Source organism: Bacillus sp. PK6-026 (genome assembly GCF_054161455.1).
The window spans coordinates 3,718,803-3,736,405 of the sequence record NZ_CP096418.1 but is presented as its reverse complement, the minus strand read 5'-3'; the positions used below and the strand labels follow the sequence as shown (position 1 = coordinate 3,736,405).

Here is a 17,603-nt window from a genome sequence, read left to right as displayed (position 1 = left end):
TCTGCGGCTGACGGCTCAGGCATCCCGCCTGAACGGCCGCACGTCATTTCCTCGTGCCGACGCTTTAGACAAGCTGGGTTTCCCTAAAATATCCAACGTTAAAAAGCTGCCGTATTTAAGGCGGCCTGAAATGCTTGGCTGAGGCGGTGAACGTTCCCTTGTCAGTTGAAGAAAGCTTAATTGAACTTTTAAAAGGAGCAGGATTGTTTTTTCTGCACCCGCTCTTCTATTTTATGATGATCATGAGTCTTGCTTACGGCTATGCCCGGATCAAACGTGAAAGAAAGACGTTTCATACGCGTATTGAAGATATTTATGACGAGTTTAAGTTTACATATTCCAAAGGACTCTTGGCAGGACTCGTGCTGTCCATTGTTTCGTTCGGCTTAGGGCTGTATCTGCCGATGGGTATGCTGGTTTTAATAGCGGCGGTCAGCGTTGCCGCAGCTTTAACTTTCAGACAGAGTCTGCTGTCAGCGGCATATACGCTTGGCGTGAGCATCGTCGCCGGTTTATGTATCGAATACACCGGTTTCGGAGCGCTTGACGCATTACTTCCGCAGCTGTCCCTCGCGAATTGGCCGGCTGCTGCCGTCTTGCTCGGACTTCTGTTGGTAGCGGAAGGAGTGCTCGTCTACAAAACGGCACATATCAAAACTTCCCCTGCGATCGTTATGAGCAAAAGGGGGCTCCCGATCGGCCAGCAGGTTGCGGGCAGAACCTGGCTTTTGCCGTTGTTCATTCTCATTCCGGGACATGCGATCGAATCATCGGTTCCGTGGTGGCCCGTTCTGTCATTTAACGGAGGCTTTGAGCTCCTCTGGATTCCTTATTTCATCGGCTTCGGCCAAAGAGTTCAAGGATCGCTTCCGATTGAAAGCATTAAAATTACAGCGAAGCGCATCAGCGTGCTTGGTATTATCATTCTGCTGCTCGCGGCCGGAAGCGTATGGTGGACGCCGCTTGCCGCTCTTGCCGCCGGAGCGGCGATCGCAGGAAGGGCCTTTTTATCATGGAAACAGCGGATGAACGATAATTCCGCCCCTTTCCATTTTTCAAAGAGAGACCAGGGGCTCGTGGTGCTCGGCATTATTCCGAACACGCCGGCAGCCGATCTTGGTCTCAAGATCGGCGAAATCATCACGAAGGTTAACGGGATTTCAGTGAAAAATGCGGCGGACTTCTACGAAGCGCTTCAAAAGAACCGTGCTTTCTTCAAACTTGAAGTCGTCGGTTTAAACAATGAAATTCGTTTTGAACAAAGAGCTTCATATGAAGGAGAGCATCATGAGCTTGGCATCATCTTTGTAAAAGAAGAGGATGCGGCGATGAAGCACGCTGAGGCAGCCGCCTCACAAGAAACAGAATAATTGATGTTAATAAAGCGCCGCTTTTTCGGGCGCTTTTGCTTTTCCTTTTGGGGAATCTTTTTGGTTGTCTTTTACAAAACGTTCCGCTAGGATGATGGATAGAACCGATTGAAGGAGAATGATTGATGAAAAAGGCTTTTCTCGCCGGTGTTTTTGTTTGTTTGATAGCTGTATTGATTTCGGCTGCGGCCGGGGATTGGACGTTGATTTTCAAAGTTTCGGGATCCGCCGGACTAGGCGCAATTCTGCTGTCTGCTTTATGTTCCGGCGTATTTGTCAGCGGTGACCGGTTCAAGGGAAATCACGATTCGGAAACGAAGGAGCACAGGGAGTGGAACGGCAAACTGGCAAACGCACTCGCCGTTTTCGCCATGCCGAACCTCCTGGCAGCCGGAATCTCGTTCTTTTTCGCCTTTTAACGTCTGATTCGAATAACGCGGCATGATAATGGACAAAATGAATGAGTGTCCATGTTTGTCCGTTTCTTTGTTCTTTAATATAATCGAATAAGATCAAGAAACGTGAGGAGGGTTTTTGTGTTTACAAAAGCCGTTTTTGCACTGATATTTCCTTTCTTGCTTGTCTTGTTTTTTACAAGGGTGACCTATAACCATTACGTCGGGATTGCGCTGACCGCAGCGCTGTTGTTCGCTTCATATTTAAAAGGTTATACGGAAACCTTTTTTATTGTAGGACTTGATATCGTCTCGCTCGTGGCCGGTTCACTCTATGCGGCGAAAAAGGCGGGTGAAAAGAAGGAAGACTCATAGAAATCGTAAGAATGATTGCCGTAAAGCCCTGCTTTTGATGACAAAAAGGAGGGGTTTTTTGATAGATCAGGAAGGGTCGGCTTTTGTGGGAAAACACAGAAACCGAACTTTAGTTCGTATTTTTACTTCGGGTGTGTTAAAATAATAAGCAGGAAGATTTCGTAAAGAAACGGAGGCTTTTTTGTGAAAGACCGCTTTGAATTAGTCTCGAATTATCAGCCCCAGGGGGATCAGCCGAGAGCGATTGATCAGCTTGTCAAAGGAATCAATGAAGGCAGAAAGCATCAGACGCTTTTGGGGGCGACTGGTACAGGAAAGACGTTTACGATGTCAAACGTGATTAAAGAAGTCAACAAACCGACTCTCGTCATCGCCCACAACAAAACGCTCGCCGGACAGCTGTACAGCGAGTTTAAGGAATTTTTCCCAAACAACGCAGTTGAATATTTTGTCAGCTATTATGACTATTACCAGCCTGAAGCTTACGTGCCTCAGACTGATACATTTATCGAAAAAGATGCCAGCATTAACGATGAGATTGATAAATTAAGGCACTCTGCCACGTCTGCTCTTTTTGAACGCAAAGATGTCATCATTGTGGCGAGTGTTTCTTGTATTTACGGCTTGGGTTCCCCGGAGGAATACAGGGAACTGGTGCTCTCGCTCAGAGCGGAAATGGAAATCGAGCGAAATGAGCTGCTCAGAAAGCTCGTTGACATCCAATATGCGCGGAATGATATCGACTTTCAGCGCGGAACATTCAGGGTGCGCGGCGATGTCGTCGAGATTTTCCCGGCTTCAAGGGATGAGCACTGCATCCGGGTTGAATTTTTCGGGGACGAAATCGAACGAATCAGGGAAGTGGATGCCCTGACAGGCGAAATTTTAGGGGAGAGGGAACACGTCGCGATCTTCCCGGCTTCCCACTTCGTCACGCGGGAAGAAAAGATGAAGAAAGCGATCATAAACATTGAAGAGGAGCTGGAAGAGCGCCTTAAAGCGCTTCGTGAAGAAGGCAAGCTCCTTGAAGCCCAGCGTCTGGAACAGCGGACGAGATACGATTTGGAAATGATGCGCGAAATGGGCTTTTGCTCGGGCATCGAAAACTATTCAAGGCATTTGACGCTTCGTCCGGCAGGTTCGACTCCATATACGCTGCTCGATTACTTTCCGGACGATTTCCTGATGGTCATAGACGAGTCGCATGTCACCATGCCGCAGATCAGAGGAATGTACAACGGAGACCAGGCGAGGAAACAGGTTCTCGTCGATCACGGATTCAGGCTCCCTTCCGCTTTGGATAACCGTCCGCTCAGGTTTGAAGAGTTTGAAAAGCACATTCACAACATCGTGTATGTGTCGGCTACGCCGGGCCCTTATGAACTTGAGCATACGCCTGAAATGGTAGAGCAGATCATCCGGCCGACGGGGCTGCTTGATCCGATCATTGAGGTAAGGCCGATTGAAGGGCAGATCGATGATCTGATCGGCGAAATCCAGCAGAGAATCGAGCGGAATGAACGCGTCCTCGTCACTACGCTGACGAAAAAAATGTCCGAGGATTTGACGGATTATCTGAAAGAAATCGGAATCAAGGTCACGTACCTGCATTCCGAGATTAAAACGCTGGAGCGGATCGAGATCATCCGCGACCTTCGCCTCGGCAAGCATGACGTTCTCATCGGCATCAACCTGCTGAGGGAAGGACTCGATATTCCGGAGGTTTCACTTGTCGCCATCCTTGATGCAGACAAAGAAGGCTTTTTGCGGTCTGAGCGTTCGCTCATCCAAACAATCGGCCGCGCCGCCAGAAATGCCGAAGGCCGCGTGATCATGTATGCCGACAAAATCACCAACTCAATGGAAATCGCAATCAATGAAACGAAGCGCCGCCGCGAACAGCAGGAGGCCTATAATGATAAACACGGCATTACGCCGAAAACGATCAACAAAAAGATCAGGGACGTCATCCGGGCAACTCATGCTGCTGAAGAGCAGGAAGAATATCAAGCAAAAGAGGAGCCGAAGCTTTCGAAGATGACGAAGAAAGAGCGGGAAAAAGTGATCGCTCAAATGGAAAACGACATGAAGGAAGCCGCAAAAGCGCTTGACTTTGAACGTGCCGCTGAGCTTCGCGACTTGCTCCTAGAGTTAAAATCGGAAGGATGAATGGAGAATGGCAACGAAACGAATTGAGGTGAAAGGTGCAAGGGCCCACAACCTGAAAAATATCGATGTCTCTATTCCGAGGGACCAGCTTGTCGTGCTGACAGGTCTTTCGGGATCAGGGAAATCATCCCTTGCGTTCGATACGATATATGCAGAGGGGCAACGGCGCTATGTCGAGTCTCTCTCCGCGTATGCCCGCCAGTTTTTAGGACAGATGGACAAACCCGACGTCGATGCGATCGAAGGCCTGTCGCCGGCGATCAGCATCGATCAGAAAACGACGAGCCGGAACCCCCGGTCGACAGTCGGAACGGTGACGGAAATCTATGATTATCTCCGGCTGCTGTTTGCCAGAATCGGAAAGCCGGTCTGTCCGGTTCACGGGATTGAAATTACCTCGCAAACGATCGAACAGATGACGGACAGAATTTTGGAATATCCCGAGCGCACGAAGATCCAGGTGCTCGCGCCGATCGTCTCGGGAAGAAAAGGTTCGCACGTGAAGGTGCTCGACCAAATCAGAAAACAAGGCTATGTGAGAGTCCGGATCGACGGCGAAATGAACGACCTCTCAGAAGACATCGAGCTCGAAAAGAATAAAAAGCATTCGATTGAAGTTGTCGTCGACCGTATCGTTATAAAAGAAGGGGTAGCAGCCCGTCTCACAGACTCGCTCGAAACGGCGCTCCGCCTCGGTGAAGGCCGCGTGATCATCGATGTGATCGGACAGGAAGAGCTACTTTTCAGCGAACATCATGCCTGCCCGCACTGCGGTTTTTCAATCGGTGAACTGGAGCCGAGAATGTTCTCTTTCAACAGCCCGTTCGGCGCGTGTCCGAGCTGCGACGGCCTCGGGTCCAAGCTGGAAGTCGATGTAGAGCTCGTCATTCCAAACGATGAGCTGTCGCTAAAGGAGAATGCGATTGCACCTTGGGAACCGCAAAGCTCCCAGTATTATCCGAAGCTGCTTGAAGCGGTATGCAGCCATTATGGAATCGATATGGATGTTCCGGTCAGGGAGCTGCCGAAGCACCAGCTTGAAAAAATCCTTTACGGCAGCGGAGACGAGCAGATTTATTTCAGATATGAAAACGACTTCGGACAGGTCCGGGAAAACTACATTGAGTTCGAAGGCGTCATCCGCAATATCGAAAGGCGCTATAAAGAAACGAGCTCTGATTACGTTCGGGAACTGATGGAAAAATACATGGCCAATCAGCCGTGCCCTTCATGCAAAGGCTACCGTCTGAAAAAGGAATCCCTCGCCGTGCTGATAAACGGCCTTCATATCGGCAAAATAACCGAAATGTCGGTTTCTAACGCCCTTCAATTTTTCCGTGAACTTGAACTTTCGGAAAAAGACATGAAGATCGCTAACCTCATTTTGCGGGAGATTAAAGAGCGCCTTGGATTTTTGAACAATGTCGGGCTTGACTATTTGACGCTCAGCCGTGCCGCCGGCACTCTGTCGGGAGGAGAAGCGCAGCGGATCAGGCTTGCAACGCAAATCGGCTCAAGGCTGACCGGTGTCCTCTACATTCTTGATGAGCCGTCAATCGGTCTTCATCAGCGCGATAATGACCGCCTGATTGATACGCTCAAAAACATGAGGGATATCGGAAACACCTTGATCGTCGTCGAGCATGACGAGGACACGATGCTTGCCGCCGACTATTTAATTGATATCGGACCCGGCGCGGGCGTACACGGGGGAGAAGTGATCTCTGCCGGAACACCGGAAGAAGTGATGAACGATGATCAGTCGCTGACAGGGCAGTACCTCTCAGGGAAAAAATTCATTCCTCTTCCTGCCGAGAGAAGGAAGCCTGACAACCGTTTTATCGAGGTAAAAGGCGCAAAGGAAAACAACTTGAAAAATGTTTCCGTGAAGTTTCCGCTCGGCGTGTTCACAGCTGTCACCGGGGTATCGGGATCAGGGAAAAGCACGCTCGTCAATGAAATTCTCCACAAAACGCTGGCTCAGAAGCTGCATCGGGCGAAGGCAAAACCGGGAGAATACAAAGAAATAAAAGGAATCGAGCACCTCGATAAAGTGATCGACATCGACCAGTCTCCGATCGGCCGGACGCCGAGGTCAAACCCGGCCACATATACCGGCGTGTTCGATGACATCCGTGACGTGTTTGCCCAGACGAATGAAGCGAAAGTCAGAGGATACAAAAAAGGGCGCTTCAGCTTTAACGTCAAAGGCGGGCGCTGTGAAGCCTGCAAAGGCGACGGAATTATCAAAATCGAGATGCACTTCCTGCCCGATGTATACGTTCCTTGTGAGGTTTGCCACGGAAAGAGATACAACCGTGAAACGCTTCAGGTCACATACAAAGGTAAAAACATTTCTGACGTGCTTGAGATGACGGTCGAAAATGCCGTTCAATTTTTTGAGAACATCCCGAAAATCAAGCGCAAGCTGCAGACCCTCTATGATGTCGGGCTTGGCTATATTACGCTCGGACAGCCGGCTACAACGCTGTCCGGGGGAGAAGCGCAGCGGGTCAAATTGGCATCTGAACTTCATCGCCGTTCAACGGGAAGATCACTCTATATCTTGGACGAGCCGACGACAGGACTGCATGTCGATGATATCGCAAGGCTTTTGGCCGTTCTGCAGCGCCTGGTCGATAATGGAGATACCGTGCTTGTAATCGAACACAATCTCGATATTATAAAAGCAGCTGATTATTTGATCGATTTGGGCCCTGAAGGAGGAGACGGCGGGGGGACGATCGTGGCCTCCGGACCGCCCGAAGAAGTCATGAAAGTTGAAGGGTCATATACCGGCCATTATTTAAAACCGATCATTGAACGCGACAAAAACAGAATGAAAAAGCGGCTTCAGGAAAAAGAAGCTGTCAGACCGTAAATAACATGCTGCCGATCTCACGTCGGCGGCTTTTTCAATGGCCGAATGATCAGCGGCAAGCTTTGTTCAAAAGATTTTCATTGCTCTTTTATTCAATAGCTGTTATAACGTAAAAAACAAACCATAAAGGGGGATGGGGTGATGAAGATCGATCGGATTGATCATCTGGTCCTGACGGTCAAAGACCTTGAAGCGACATGCGAATTTTACAGCCGTGTGTTGGGGATGGATGCGGTCACTTTTAGAGAAGGAAGAAAAGCGCTGACATTCGGCAGGCAAAAAATAAACCTCCACGAGGCCGGAAAAGAATTTGAGCCGAAGGCACAGCACCCGGTGCCCGGCTCCCTGGACCTGTGTTTCATCACAAATACAGGCATTGATGATGTGATCCGTCATCTGGAAGGGCTGTCCATTCAGATTGAAGAAGGCCCCGCAGAGCGGACGGGCGCTGAAGGACCGATCGTTTCGGTGTATATCAGAGATCCCGACGGAAATCTGGTTGAAATATCAAACGAACTTCGTGAGAACGTTTAACGCTCAGTTCGGCTGATGTGTTTGGCCGCTTCAATCATACTGTTTAAAATGTGGGTGCTGCTGCTGTTCAGCAGAACCTTTAAATAGCGGATTTCGCTGGAAAGCGGAGGAGCGGAGTTGATCGCTTCCAATCGGTTCACGATCTCCTGATTCATCCTTTTTTGTTCCTGAATCAGACTAAGAAGCTGGGAGGCGGATGAGGTGTGTACTTCCGATTTCTGTTTCATAACGCTCGCTCCTTTTCTTTGGCTTTGCCACATATTTTAAAGGGTTATAAAAAAAGAATCTATTCATAAAATCTAAAAAAATCAATTCGCGAAGTTTGACGCACGCCGATCGAATGAAAATGAAACCTAAAGGCCAAGATACACGTAAACTGAGTATAAGGTCACTGTACATTAGACTCACAAGAACGCTTTACATCGATAAGGAGTGTTTTGCATGACGAGAAACAACGCACTGATTTCTGCAATTTGTTATTTTAGCGTTTTTTTTGCCCCGCTTATTTTGCCAATCGCTGCGTATTTTATAACAGATGATCAAGAAACGAAAAAGCATGCGATGCGTTCGCTTATTTCGCATATTATTCCGTTTATAAGCGTAGTCATATTGGCAGCAGGCGCGATCAGCGGTTCGCTTATCTTTAATGACGGCGGTTATTTGGCGGTCATTTTCATGGTCGGAGGTTTTGTTTTTTTCGGGATCATCAGCTTGATTATTGTGGTCTGGAACGTTGTTCAAGGGATTAAAATGCTGACTCAGGCCTAAAAGAAGGAGAACGGGGGAGCTTTTCATGAAGCATGAGAAAGAGCGAATTTTAAAATTGGTCGAGGAAGGAAAACTGTCTGCGAAAGAGGCGCTGATCCTGATCGAAAAACTTGAAGAAGACTACAGAGAAACGGAGAGCAAGGTGACAGCTCTGTCTGAAAATGTCATTGATGCGGAAGACTTCTACAGCGAAAAGAAAAAAGAACCGAAGCCTTCAATCGGTTCCAAACTGTTCGAATGGATTGATACCGCTGTAAAAAAAGTGAAAGAAGCAGACCTGGATTTGAATTTCGGGCACTCGTTCGAGGTTCAGCATATATTCCAGTTCAAAGACTCCGATTTTTCGACTCTGGATATTCAGCTTGCCAACGGCAGCGTCAACCTTGTACCATGGAACGATTCCGACATCAGAGTCGAATGCCAGGCAAAAGTGTACCGCGCCGAAAATCAGGATGAAGCAAGGCAGGCTTTTCTCCAGCATATCGACTGCGGTGTGGAAGGCGATAAGTTCACGATCCGCACGGAGAAAAAAACAATGAAGACCAACCTTACCGTCTATATACCGGACAAAGAGTACGGCAAAATCCGCTTTAAGCTGTTTAACGGCCCGGTCAGAGGGGAACATTTAAACGTAAAAGAGCTGTCCGCCAAAACGACGAACGGCGTGCTGTCGTTCTCTGCTCTCACGGCAGGAAAAGCTTCATTGGAAACTGCAAATGGGCAAATCAAACTCGCCGACCATACTTGTGGAGAGATTGAAGCGGAAACCATCAATGGATTGATCGATCTTAAAGGTTCATGCGATGCACTTGACCTGCAGAGCTTTAACGGTAATATTGCTGCAACAGTCAAAAATCCGCACTGCCGGACGGCATACGTGAAAACAACGACTGGAAGCGTAGAGCTGAATGTTCCCCGGGACTGCGCTGTGACAGCGGAGCTGAAAAGCAATCTCGGTTCTCTGTCTCATGATCTGTCAGATGCGGAAATTTTAAAAGAAAAAAACGAGACAATCCAGAAAGAAATGTATCTAAAAGCAAATCAAAATCATGATCATAGCATGACTGTTTTTTTGGAATCGAAGACAGGATCGATCCATTTAAACCATACACAGGAGTGATACAATGAAAAGGCTATTTCGATCCGAAACAGACAGAAAGATTGCCGGGGTCGTCGGGGGTCTTGCTGAGTATTTAAATATGGATGCGTCATTGCTGAGAATCATTACGGTTCTATTATTTATATTTTCGACCGGAGTTCCCGTTCTGCTGATTTATATTGTCTGGGTATTCCTAGTGCCGAATGAAGGGGACGTCGACAGATGATGAAATGGATCATAAACGTTCTTGTCAATGCCTTATTATTAATCGTTATTGCTGGTTACTTTGATTCGGTTCACGTCAGAAGCATCGGGGCAGCCATCACGGCAAGTTTGATTTTATCGATCTTAAATATGTTTGTGAAGCCGGTGCTGGTGATTTTGACGCTGCCTGTCACGGTGATTACGTTAGGTTTATTTTTGTTTATCATCAATGCGATTACTCTTTATATGACCGCATCCATTATGGGGGACAGTTTTGACCTGGACGGCTTTGGGACAGCCATTTTTGCGTCGATCGTCCTGTCGGTTTTCCACTTGCTCATTCAAAAAGCAATTATCGAACCGATGTCCAAAAAATAAGTTGAAGTCTGATGATTCATCAGGCTTCTTTTTTTTGCACGGATGTCTCTTTCATAAAAATGATCTGTAAAGGCAAAATACGAAAGGGAGGTAGACGATGAAAAAGTACAGAAATCGCCAAACCCTTTTGTTTCTGGCCGCAGTTTTACTTTTTGCCTTACAGATGCCGATATCGTCCGCGGCGGAAAAAGAGCACATTCAGCTTAGTTCACCGGCCATCAGGCATACTTCTGTTGAACAAGTAAAAAAAGGAGACGACTTGTATTTTTCCGCGGAGGCGGCCGCTGACACGGTCATTCTGTATTACAAGCAGCATGCCGAATTGCCGTATCGGGGGATTCCGATGGAAGTAGAGCCGGGCAAACAGAACGGCTATATTGCCAAGTTGGAAAGCGAATCCATAGCATCCGACAAAGTCCAGTATTACATTGAGGCTCAGGCCGGTCGTTCCTCTGTGAAGACGGATGTGTATACTGTCGCCCTGAAAGGCGTACGTACGGATACACAAAAGCTTCCGGAGCTGTTGATCACGGAAATGGCTGTCGACACGTCAAACACCGGTGCAAAGGACGGCTATGAATTTATTGAAGTTTATAACAATACCAATAAAGCTGTTCACCTGAACAATTACAAAATGAAATACAGGCATCCTGAAAAGGGCAAGGAATCAGACACCGTCTGGCCTTTTGAACGCGATGATGTGGCGATTCCTTCCGGTCAAACACACGTGTTTTGGGTGAAAAACCGCTCAAACGGACATTTGACGGAAGATGACTTCAATCAGCATTACGGTGTTCACCTTCGTGAAGGCAAAACGCTTTCTGTTCTCAAAGGGAGCGGCCTGGCGAATACGGCGCCGAGAGAGGTGATTATCTGCACAAACAGCGGGGAAGAGGTCGCATCTGCCCGTTATCAAAGCAAGCCGGATAAAACTGATGTCACTAAAAATAAAGCGCTTCTTTATCGATATCCGCTGGATGGAACGAAGCATATGAAAATGATATCGGCCGGGGAAGAAACACCGTCTCCTGGTTCGCTCCTGAAGGCGCAGGTTCCTTCACAGACGGTGACGGTCATGCCTGACAGAGAAAAGCCGGCGATCCATGATATGACGGATCATCAAGCGGTCAAACCGGGTGAAACGATTCAGCTCTTAGCTGACATGAAAGACAATCGGCAAGTGAAACAGGCGCAGTTTTTCTACCGTATGAATGATGATGAGCCGTTTACTGAAGTCCGTGTTGAAAAAAGCCGCAATGACGGTTTGTACCGCCACAATATCTATTTTGCCGAGCTCATTGGCAAAGAAAAAGTGGAATACTATATGCGGGCCGGCGATGGATCAAATGTTACGGCGACTGAAAAGAAAACGATACCGCTTGAACAGCGGATTTTAAAGGGGCTCAGGCTGAATGTAAGCGAAGGCGGAACCGTTTCCGGAAAAATGCTGTTGAAAGCCACAGCAGAAAAGCCGCCTTTTAAAACGACAATTCGGATTGACGGAATTGAACAAAAAAAAGGTGAATCAGCGCTTGAAAAAAAAGCCTACTTTGCATTCGATGTCAATCAAACAAATCTGTATTTTAAAAATGCTGTAACGATCGGCAGAAGGGTTCAAAAAGTTTTTGACGATTCGCGCCGCCGGTATACGACCATTACGGTTCCGGTTTCTCCGGAGGAATTTAAAAAAGGAAAGCCGTTTGCGATTAAAGTTCGTTCAGGCACGAAGTCAACCCCATTTGAACAATCTGCAGAAGAAAACAGGGATGATTTTGTCCTCAAGAATCCCCGTCTTATCTTAGCGGATGGGACCATCATTCGCGATGAGCAGTACGACGATCCGAAAGCTGAGCTTCCGGCCGGCGACGGTCCAGGGGCGCGCGAATGGTATGAATTCCGTTTTTCGATTCCGGAAGCCAAGTTTACATCGCTTGCCAGTCAATGGCATACACAGGCCTGGGATGAAGGGCCGCACATCGTTGAAGCGGAGAATGGCGAAGAAAGGCTCATCCGCAGGGTGACGGTTGATAATACAGGCCCTGAGATCAAAACGTCATTAAAAGACGGCAGGACGTATAAAGGATCGTTTGAGATCAATGCGGTCGCACACGATAAATGGAGCGGTGTGAAAAGCATAAAAGCCGTTCTTGACGGCAAAAAAATAGCGCTTCCCTATTTTATATCTTCTGCCGGCCTGGATGCGGGAAAGCACGAACTGAAAATAAAAGCGGAGGACAGCGCCGGCAACCTGTCAATCGTGAAAAAGGCATTTTATATTAAAGAGGAAAAGCCGGACAAGCCAGCCCAGGTCAAAAATGCCCCCGGCAGCACACAAGCTAAGCTGGCCGTTCGCGTCAAGGACCCGACCAAAGATAAGATGAAAGTGTCATTCCATCAAGGGTTTCAGTACACTGTAAAAGACGAAGAGCACGTTGACGTGTCAGCGAACGAAAGCGGGACGGAACCTCCGCAAAGCTTTGCGGTCAGAGGGGAAAAGGCGATGACAAAAGAAGAGCGCAGCGGCATGTCCGCACCTGACGGAAAAGGTTTTGAAACGTCATCAACAACAAAGTTTCCGTACCATCGCTTTGATGTCAAAGTGGATGAAAATACGGGGCCGAACGACAAGGTGGAAGTGCGGTGGCGAGGCAGTTCGCTTCCCGGCAGAAAAGTCTCCATGTTCGCTTGGAATTGGACGAGCAAGAGGTGGGAGACGCTGACATTCCATGTTGCAAAGGATGAAAAACCTTTCACCCTCAAAGGAAGCATAAAAGCTGCCGATTATATCCGTCAATCCAAGGCGAGCATCATCATTCAGGATCAAATTCAGCTTTCGCAAAATGACTATACATTTGTGTGGATGTCTGATACGCAATATTATTCGGAAAGCTATCCGCACATTTTTGAACGTCAGGTCAAGTGGATCGCCGAACAAAAGGATAAGCTGAACATTCAGTACGTCTTTCATACGGGGGATCTTGTGGATGAAGCGGATCAGCCGCTGCAATGGAAGCGCGCCGACCAGTTCATGAAAGTTCTCGACGACCATCAAGTTCCATACGGCGTGCTGGCGGGCAATCACGATGTCAGCCATAAAGACCGGTCTTATTTGAAATTCGGCAGGTATTTCGGGGAAAGACGTTTTAAACAAAAACCGCATTACGGCGGGTCTTATCAGAATAACAAAGGGCATTACGATCTCATCTCCAGCGGGGGAAACGACTATATCATGGTATCGATGGGGTGGGGAATCGGAAAAAAAGAACTGCAGTGGATAGATGATGTTCTGAAACGCCATCCCGATCGAAAAGCGATTTTGTCATTTCACGAGTTTTTGCTTGTCAGCGGAAGCAGAAGTCCAATCGGGGAGAAAATATTTGAACAGATCATCAAGCGGAATCCGAATGTGATCGCCGTGTTGAGCGGCCACTATCACAGCTCCAACTTAAAAGTCGACAGGCTTGATGATAACGGGGACGGCAAGACGGATCGCAAGGTGTATCAAATGCTTGCCGACTATCAGGGCGGTCCTGAAGGAGGCCAAGGTTATTTAAGAATTCTTCATGTAGATCCGAAGCATGACACGATCCATGTCAAAACGTATTCGCCATATCTTGAGGACTATAATTTTTATGATCCGCACCAATTCGGCCCGAAAGACGAGTTCAACATCAAAACGGATCTGAAACCACGGAAGAAAAAGGTTAAAACCGATTATTTTGAGCTGAATGTCTTTTCGAACAAGGAAATTGGGAAAGCAAAAACGGTGAAAAGCGGAAAGACGGCTTCAGTGACATGGAAGGATTTACAGCCGAACACAACCTATTTCTGGTACGCCGCAGCTTCTGACCATTACGGCGGCAAAAGCAGATCTCAGATGTGGAAATTGACGACAAAAGATGACGGCATGAGATCCTTTTTGATAGATCAAACCGCCGGGGTGGGCTCAGCTCTGTGGCAATTGTCGGGGAGCCCCCCGCCGGCCGGCATGAAGTTAAAGCAAGCGAAACTTGAGCCGTCAGGTATGAAAAATCCCCCAATTGCTGTAATCGGCTTTTGGCTGACTGCGGTATTCATTTGTGAACGTAAAAAGCATTTGTTTTCCTAAGGGGAGCAAATGCTTTTTAGTTTGTCACATCTTTTTTCAGACGGGTTGCCGTGTCGGCTTGTTTTTTTCTGTAAAGCGATAAAATGCTGACAGAAGCGATGACGGCAAGGGAGAGGACGGCGGCTGTGAAGTAGAGGTTAAAAAACCCCGTTCCCACACTTTCATGGATCGCTTCGCTTATAATGTCCTTGACTTTTGGATCGGGAATCTGGCTGAGTGATTCGTTCAGACGCGATACGTCCGACTCACCGCCTGTAAATTCTTTTATCGGCATTCCTGCATCATTCAGTTTTTGTTTGATATGTGTGCCGATATTTTCGTAGCCGGCCGTTATATATCCTGCATACAAAGCGGGCGCCAAGGTCATTCCCATCTGCCTGACGAGTGATAATGTGCCGAGCGCTGTCCCGTAATCCTGTTTTGCTGCCTCTGATACAAGCATATTTAACGGCGCGCCTAACAGAAAACCAAAACCGACCCCTGCGATAATGCTTGCCAAAACAAATTCCCACTTCTCTGTCACCCAGACGGATAAGAGTAAAAACCCGGCGAACGAAATGATTCCCGAGAGCCATGCCGCTTTTACCGGTCCTTTCCGATCGGCGAGCATTCCGCCGAGCCCTGCTCCTATTCCCGAAGCCAGCGCCAGAGGCGTCATCCAATACCCCGCTTTTTCAGGAGCGACATGCAAATATTGTTCCGCATATGCAGGAATGAAAATAACGGCTGCCAAGAGTCCGCCGGATAAAAATCCGATAAAAAGCGTCCATTGAAACACCTTGTTTTTTAATAAGCTGTAGGCAAGTATCGGGTCGCCGCCTTTCAGTTCTATGCGTTTTTCATAAAAGATGAGTCCTGCAAACAGCGCGCAGCCGATCAGAAGAAAACAGTAAACCTTTGGGTCGGACAGGACGGCAGACATGTGCTGTCCGTTTATATTCGTTATTCCGTACATCACAGCTAAAATCCCAAGAGACAACAGCACAGTTCCGGCCAGATCGAGCGGCTTCTGTGTTCCGCCTTTTGTTTCTTTCATCAATGGAACGCTGAGAATGATCAGCACTGCGGCAATCGGAAGGTTGATCAAAAACAGCCAGTGCCAGCTTCCGGTCATATCCAAAATAAAGCTGCCGATATTCGGACCGAGCACTGCCGCGATGCCGTTCATCGCACCTAAAAGCCCCAGTGCGGTTCCCTGTTTTTCTTTAGGCAGCGCAGTGAGAATATGCGAGCTTCCGATAATAAAGATTCCGCCGCCGCCAAGCGACTGAATCAGCCTTGCCAATAAAAACATCGGGAAGTTTTGGCTCAATGCAACCAGCAGCGAACCGGCGCCAAACAGCAAGACTTCGATGATAAACAGCTTTTTGCGTCCATACCGGTCAGACAGCTTTCCGACGATCGGGACGCTGACTGCCAAACCGAGCGTATAAAGTGTGATGCCCCAAGCTCCCCATGAGGGGGATACTTGAAAAGAATCGTTGATTGTCGTCAGTGCGGCTGAAATGATGCCATTGTCTAAAGCAGCCATAAACACGCCGATCGTAAATAATAATACGGCCCACTTTTGGTTCACACCATATATCCTCCTTTTTTATTAATTTAAAATGAATAATTCACTTTGAGTGAACTATTTTAATCATCCTTAAAAAAACACGTTTTGTCAAAAGGTATTTTTCAACAAAAAAAGCTGCGCCGTTTTCCGGGCAGCTTGTCTATTCATCGTCCTTTTAACGCTTTTTCAAGAATGGTAAGGCCTTCATTCACTTTGGTTTTTTCCTGTTCGTTCAGTTTCTGGAGCGCCTTTTTGAGCTTTTCGTGGCCCTTTTTGTAAAGGCTTCGAAAAATCCCCTTTGCATCTTCGGTTAGTTCAACAACAATCGTTCTCCGGTCTTGCTCGGAATGTGTTCTTTTGATGAAGTTCGCTTGTTCAAGGCGGCTCAGCAGTCCGGTCATATTTGAAAGGGAAGCGCCCATTTTTTCAGCGATTTCAGAGACTTTCAGTGTGCCGTGGTTGTTCAGAAGCATTAAAACCTTCATTTGCGGCATGCTGAGATCGAGCTTCATCCATTCGGAGACATCCCCCAGGCCGGCAGCGGTCAGTACTTTCATATAAAGAACCCATGTCTCTTTTTCTTCCGGGGTCAAAATGTCTTCGTTCAGCACGGTGGTATCATGGATATTGTATTTCAACGGTTCTTCACTTCCTTTTCGCGTTCCTCTTTACATACTACTGATTTTTCGCTTTGAAAGAAAGCCCGGGAAAAGAAGACTTCACCGAAGTGTCAAGGGGGGCCATTTTCAAAAAATGTTTTAGGTTCATTTTGAAAGTGATAGAATAAAGCTGAATGTCTAGTTCTTCATCTGAGAAGAGGAGGGTGCATCAATCGTGCCGAAAGTTCGAACAAAAGATGTGATGGATAAATTTAAGCTTGAGCTCATCAGCGGAGAAGAAGGGATCAACCGCCCGATTACGATGAGCGATTTATCAAGACCGGGCCTTGAAATGGCTGGTTATTTTACATACTATCCAAAAGAGAGGGTTCAGCTGCTTGGGAAGACCGAGATTACCTTTTTTGAAAAGCTTCCAGAGGAAGAAAAAAAGCAGCGGATGCTGTCGTTATGCACGGAAATTACACCGGCGATCATCCTTTCCCGTGATTTGCCGATTCCGCCTGAACTCATCGAGGCTTCCGAAGAAAACGGCGTGCCTGTGCTTCGATCCCCGTTAAAGACGACGCGCCTGACAAGCCGTCTGACGAATTTTCTTGAAAGCCAGCTGGCTCCGACAACTGCGATTCACGGCGTCCTCGTCGATGTTTACGGCGTCGGGGTGCTCATTATCGGAAAGAGCGGCGTTGGAAAAAGCGAAACGGCTTTGGAGCTTGTCAAAAGAGGCCATCGCCTTGTGGCGGATGACTGTGTTGAGATCAGACAGGAAGACCAGGATACATTGATCGGAAGCGCGCCTGAATTAATTGAGCATCTCCTGGAAATCAGAGGCCTTGGCATTATCAATGTCATGACGTTATTTGGCGCGGGGGCGGTCAGAAGCTTTAAGCGGATTACTCTTGTCATGAGTCTGGAGCTTTGGGAGCAAGGAAAGCAGTATGACCGCTTAGGGCTTGAAGAAGATACAATGAAAATTATTGATACAGACGTTCCGAAGCTGACAATTCCGGTTCGTCCGGGAAGAAATCTTGCCGTCATCATCGAAGTGGCCGCAATGAACTTCAGACTAAAGAGAATGGGTCTGAATGCCGCTGAGCAATTTACCCATAAGCTTGCGGATGTGATTGAAGATGGTGAGCTTGAAGAATAG

15 protein-coding genes are annotated in these 17,603 nt (G+C 47.7%); 12 read left to right on the top strand and 3 right to left on the bottom strand.

From position 1 onward, the window contains the following. The first annotated feature begins 134 nt into the window (after positions 1-134). From M1D59_RS19090 to M1D59_RS19065, 6 genes are all read left to right on the top strand, one after another. Positions 135-1,370 carry a PDZ domain-containing protein gene (locus M1D59_RS19090; RefSeq protein ID WP_458117603.1) on the top strand — a complete coding sequence of 412 codons (1,236 nt, stop codon included), beginning with the start codon at positions 135-137 and terminating at the stop codon, positions 1,368-1,370. A 125-nt stretch (positions 1,371-1,495) separates the two neighbouring features. Then, positions 1,496-1,789 carry a DUF5316 domain-containing protein gene (locus tag M1D59_RS19085; protein ID WP_020453090.1) on the top strand — a complete coding sequence of 98 codons (294 nt, stop codon included), beginning with the start codon at positions 1,496-1,498 and terminating at the stop codon, positions 1,787-1,789. Positions 1,790-1,906: 117 nt separating this feature from the next. Beyond that, positions 1,907-2,140 (top strand): CsbA family protein, encoded by a 234-nt coding sequence (locus tag M1D59_RS19080; protein ID WP_020453089.1) that lies wholly within the window; start codon positions 1,907-1,909, stop codon positions 2,138-2,140. A 183-nt stretch (positions 2,141-2,323) separates the two neighbouring features. Further along, a complete protein-coding gene (gene uvrB, locus M1D59_RS19075; RefSeq protein WP_025810713.1) occupies positions 2,324-4,309 on the top strand; it encodes an excinuclease ABC subunit UvrB in 1,986 nt (661 codons plus the stop codon). A gap of 7 nt (positions 4,310-4,316) precedes the next feature. Continuing rightward, positions 4,317-7,190, top strand: coding sequence for an excinuclease ABC subunit UvrA (uvrA, locus tag M1D59_RS19070; protein ID WP_268460831.1), 2,874 nt, complete (start codon positions 4,317-4,319; stop codon positions 7,188-7,190). A gap of 141 nt (positions 7,191-7,331) precedes the next feature. After that, entirely contained in the window at positions 7,332-7,724 is a 393-nt protein-coding gene (locus tag M1D59_RS19065; RefSeq protein ID WP_199792208.1) for a VOC family protein, read from the top strand. On the opposite strand, the gene M1D59_RS19060 is transcribed toward M1D59_RS19065, so the two are convergent. Then, a complete protein-coding gene (locus M1D59_RS19060; protein ID WP_023856371.1) occupies positions 7,721-7,951 on the bottom strand; it encodes a hypothetical protein in 231 nt (76 codons plus the stop codon). The two genes, M1D59_RS19065 and M1D59_RS19060, sit on opposite strands and share 4 nt — an antisense overlap. 214 nt (positions 7,952-8,165) lie before the next feature. On the opposite strand from M1D59_RS19060, the gene M1D59_RS19055 reads away from it, so the two are divergent. The 5 genes from M1D59_RS19055 (at position 8,166) to M1D59_RS19035 (ending at position 14,281) form a co-directional block, all read left to right on the top strand. After that, the gene (locus tag M1D59_RS19055) at positions 8,166-8,492 is read left to right on the top strand and encodes a DUF4870 domain-containing protein (RefSeq protein WP_020453085.1); all 327 of its coding nucleotides are present in this window, start codon (positions 8,166-8,168) and stop codon (positions 8,490-8,492) included. A gap of 25 nt (positions 8,493-8,517) precedes the next feature. Then, positions 8,518-9,612 carry a DUF4097 family beta strand repeat-containing protein gene (locus M1D59_RS19050; protein WP_020453084.1) on the top strand — a complete coding sequence of 365 codons (1,095 nt, stop codon included), beginning with the start codon at positions 8,518-8,520 and terminating at the stop codon, positions 9,610-9,612. A gap of 4 nt (positions 9,613-9,616) precedes the next feature. Beyond that, positions 9,617-9,817, top strand: a complete 201-nt coding sequence (locus tag M1D59_RS19045; RefSeq protein ID WP_020453083.1) for a PspC domain-containing protein — start codon at positions 9,617-9,619, stop codon at positions 9,815-9,817. Then, positions 9,814-10,173, top strand: a complete 360-nt coding sequence (locus M1D59_RS19040) for a phage holin family protein (RefSeq protein WP_023856370.1) — start codon at positions 9,814-9,816, stop codon at positions 10,171-10,173. Before M1D59_RS19045 ends, M1D59_RS19040 begins: the two co-directional genes overlap by 4 nt. 97 nt (positions 10,174-10,270) lie before the next feature. Then, entirely contained in the window at positions 10,271-14,281 is a 4,011-nt protein-coding gene (locus M1D59_RS19035; RefSeq protein ID WP_458117602.1) for a metallophosphoesterase, read from the top strand. Positions 14,282-14,297: 16 nt separating this feature from the next. Here the strand turns inward: M1D59_RS19035 and M1D59_RS19030 are convergent, their stop codons facing one another. Together M1D59_RS19030 and M1D59_RS19025 are read right to left on the bottom strand one after the other, a co-directional pair. Next, entirely contained in the window at positions 14,298-15,857 is a 1,560-nt protein-coding gene (locus M1D59_RS19030) for an MFS transporter (protein ID WP_026580160.1), read from the bottom strand. A gap of 143 nt (positions 15,858-16,000) precedes the next feature. Then, a complete protein-coding gene (locus tag M1D59_RS19025; RefSeq protein WP_101561423.1) occupies positions 16,001-16,474 on the bottom strand; it encodes a MarR family transcriptional regulator in 474 nt (157 codons plus the stop codon). 196 nt (positions 16,475-16,670) lie between these two features. On the opposite strand from M1D59_RS19025, the gene hprK reads away from it, so the two are divergent. Further along, positions 16,671-17,603 (top strand): HPr(Ser) kinase/phosphatase, encoded by a 933-nt coding sequence (gene hprK, locus M1D59_RS19020; protein WP_020453078.1) that lies wholly within the window; start codon positions 16,671-16,673, stop codon positions 17,601-17,603.